The organism is Streptococcus sp. SM3 (assembly GCF_027497875.1).
In genome coordinates this window covers 1-2,665 of the sequence record NZ_JAJNSA010000177.1, presented here as the reverse complement: position 1 = coordinate 2,665, position 2,665 = coordinate 1, and the positions used below count along the sequence as shown (strand labels likewise).

At 37.5% G+C, this 2,665-nt stretch carries 3 protein-coding genes; all 3 read left to right on the top strand.

What is annotated here, in order from left to right:
- Window positions 1-220 precede the first annotated feature (220 nt).
- Window positions 221-928: a 2-C-methyl-D-erythritol 4-phosphate cytidylyltransferase gene (locus tag PAN06_RS13770; RefSeq protein WP_004259627.1), complete on the top strand. Its 708-nt coding sequence runs from the start codon at window positions 221-223 to the stop codon at window positions 926-928.
- A gap of 4 nt (window positions 929-932) precedes the next feature.
- Window positions 933-1,955, top strand: a complete 1,023-nt coding sequence (locus PAN06_RS13765; protein ID WP_000609877.1) for a ribitol-5-phosphate dehydrogenase — start codon at window positions 933-935, stop codon at window positions 1,953-1,955.
- 16 nt (window positions 1,956-1,971) lie between these two features.
- On the top strand, window positions 1,972-2,665 hold a 694-nt coding region (locus tag PAN06_RS13760), incomplete at its 3' end, for a choline/ethanolamine kinase family protein (RefSeq protein ID WP_269796609.1).

Sequence of the window (2,665 nt, the reverse complement as noted above, 5' to 3'; positions counted from 1 at the left end):
AACTATATTATTCTGAAGAACTCTAAAATTTCACAGCCATTTATTAGTAATGACTATTGAATTCCTAGTCACTACTAGAAATGGATTAGTTTCTTTGAATAATGGAACTGCTTAATCCTCTCATTCTAGAACGGGAGGTCCGGTATTTTTTTCATGATAGGACTAGATTGTGGTATAATAGAGAGAATAAGTTTTTTTAGTATGACAAAGGAGAAAATAGATGATTTATGCAGGAATTCTTGCCGGTGGAACTGGTACTCGCATGGGAATTAGTAATTTGCCAAAACAATTTTTAGAGCTAGGTGATCGACCTATTTTGATTCATACAATTGAAAAATTTGTCTTGGAACCAAGTATTGAAAAAATTGTAGTTGGTGTTCATGGAGACTGGGTTTCCCATGCAGAGGATCTTGTAGATAAATATCTACCTCTTCATAAGGATCGTATCATCATTACAAAAGGTGGTGCTGACCGTAATACGAGTATTGAGAAAATCATTGAAGCCATTGATGCTTATCGTCCGCTTACTCCAGAGGACATCGTTGTTACCCACGATTCTGTTCGTCCATTTATTACGCTTCGCATGATTCAGGACAATATCCAACTTGCTCAAAATCATGACGCAGTGGACACAGTGGTAGAAGCGGTTGATACTATCGTTGAAAGTACTAACGGTCAATTTATTACAGATATTCCAAATCGTGCTCACCTCTATCAAGGACAAACACCTCAAACATTCCGTTGCAAGGACTTCATGGATCTTTACGGTTCTCTCTCTGCCGAAGAGAAAGAAATCTTAACAGATGCATGTAAAATCTTTGTAATCAAAGGAAAAGATGTAGCCTTGGCTAAGGGTGAATATTCAAATCTGAAAATTACTACAGTAACAGATTTGAAGATTGCAAAAAGCATGATTGAGGAAGAGTAATAAAATGATTAATCAAATTTACCAACTAACAAAGCCTAAGTTTATCAATGTCAAATATCAGGAAGAGGCTATTGACCAAGAGAATCATATCCTCATCCGCCCTAATTATATGGCGGTCTGTCATGCGGATCAGCGTTACTACCAAGGAAAACGTGATCCGAAGATTTTGAATAAAAAACTTCCAATGGCAATGATTCACGAGTCATGTGGAACCGTTATTTCTGACCCGACAGGAACCTACGAGGTTGGTCAAAAAGTTGTCATGATTCCCAATCAGCCTCCTATGCAGAGTGATGAAGAATTCTATGAAAACTACATGACAGGGACCCATTTCTTGTCTAGTGGCTTTGATGGCTTTATGAGAGAATTTGTTTCTCTCCCTAAAGATCGTGTGGTGGCTTATGATGCTATCGAAGATACTGTTGCAGCCATTACAGAGTTTGTCAGTGTTGGTATGCATGCCATGAATCGCTTATTGACCCTTGCTCATAGCAAGCGGGACCGAATCGCCGTTATCGGAGATGGAAGTTTAGCTTTTGTGGTTGCCAATATTATCAACTATACTTTGCCAGAAGCAGAGATTGTGGTTATTGGTCGTCATTGGGAGAAATTGGAACTTTTCTCATTTGCCAAAGAATGCTATATTACTGACAATATTCCTGAAGATTTGGCCTTTGACCATGCTTTTGAGTGTTGTGGTGGTGATGGTACTGGACCAGCTATTAATGATTTGATTCGCTATATTCGTCCTCAGGGAACGATTCTCATGATGGGAGTTAGCGAATATAAAGTCAATCTCAATACACGCGATGCCTTAGAAAAGGGCTTGCTCTTGGTTGGGTCCTCTCGTTCTGGTCGCATTGATTTTGAAAATGCCATCCAAATGATGGAAGTCAAGAAATTTGCCAATCGTCTTAAAAATATCCTTTATCTAGAAGAACCTGTAAGAGAAATTAAAGATATTCACCGTGTCTTTGCTACCGATTTAAACACAGCCTTTAAAACAGTGTTTAAGTGGGAAGTATAAGTCCTGGAGGTTAATTGTGGAGAAAATCATTAAAGAAAAAATTTTTTCCTTACTTAGTCAAGAAGAGGAAGTCCTCAGTGTTGAACAACTGGGGGGAATGACCAATCAAAACTATTTGGCCAAAACAACAAATAAGCAATACATTGTTAAATTCTTTGGTAAAGGGACAGAAAAACTGATTAATCGTCAAGATGAAAAGTACAATCTTGAACTACTAAAAGATTTAGATTTAGATGTAAAAAATTATCTTTTTGATATTGAAGCTGGTATCAAAGTAAATGAGTATATCGAATCTGCTATTACACTTGATTCAACGTCAATCAAGACAAAGTTCGATAAAATTGCTCCAATTTTACAAACCATTCATGCTTCTGGTAAGGAATTAAGGGGAGAATTTGCTCCTTTTCAAGAAATCAAAAAATACGAATCTTTGATTGACGAAAAAATCCCTTATGCTAACTATGAAGCAGTTAGAGAAGAAGTCTTCTCCTTAGAGAAAAGACTGGCTGCCTTAGGTGTTGACAGAAAATCTTGTCATATCGATTTGGTGCCTGAAAACTTTATAGAATCACCTCAAGGACGACTTTATCTGATTGACTGGGAATATTCATCAATGAACGATCCAATGTGGGATTTGGCTGCTCTCTTTTTAGAGTCTGAATTCACTCGTCAAGAGGAAGAAGCCTTCTTGTCTCACTATGAGAGTGAGC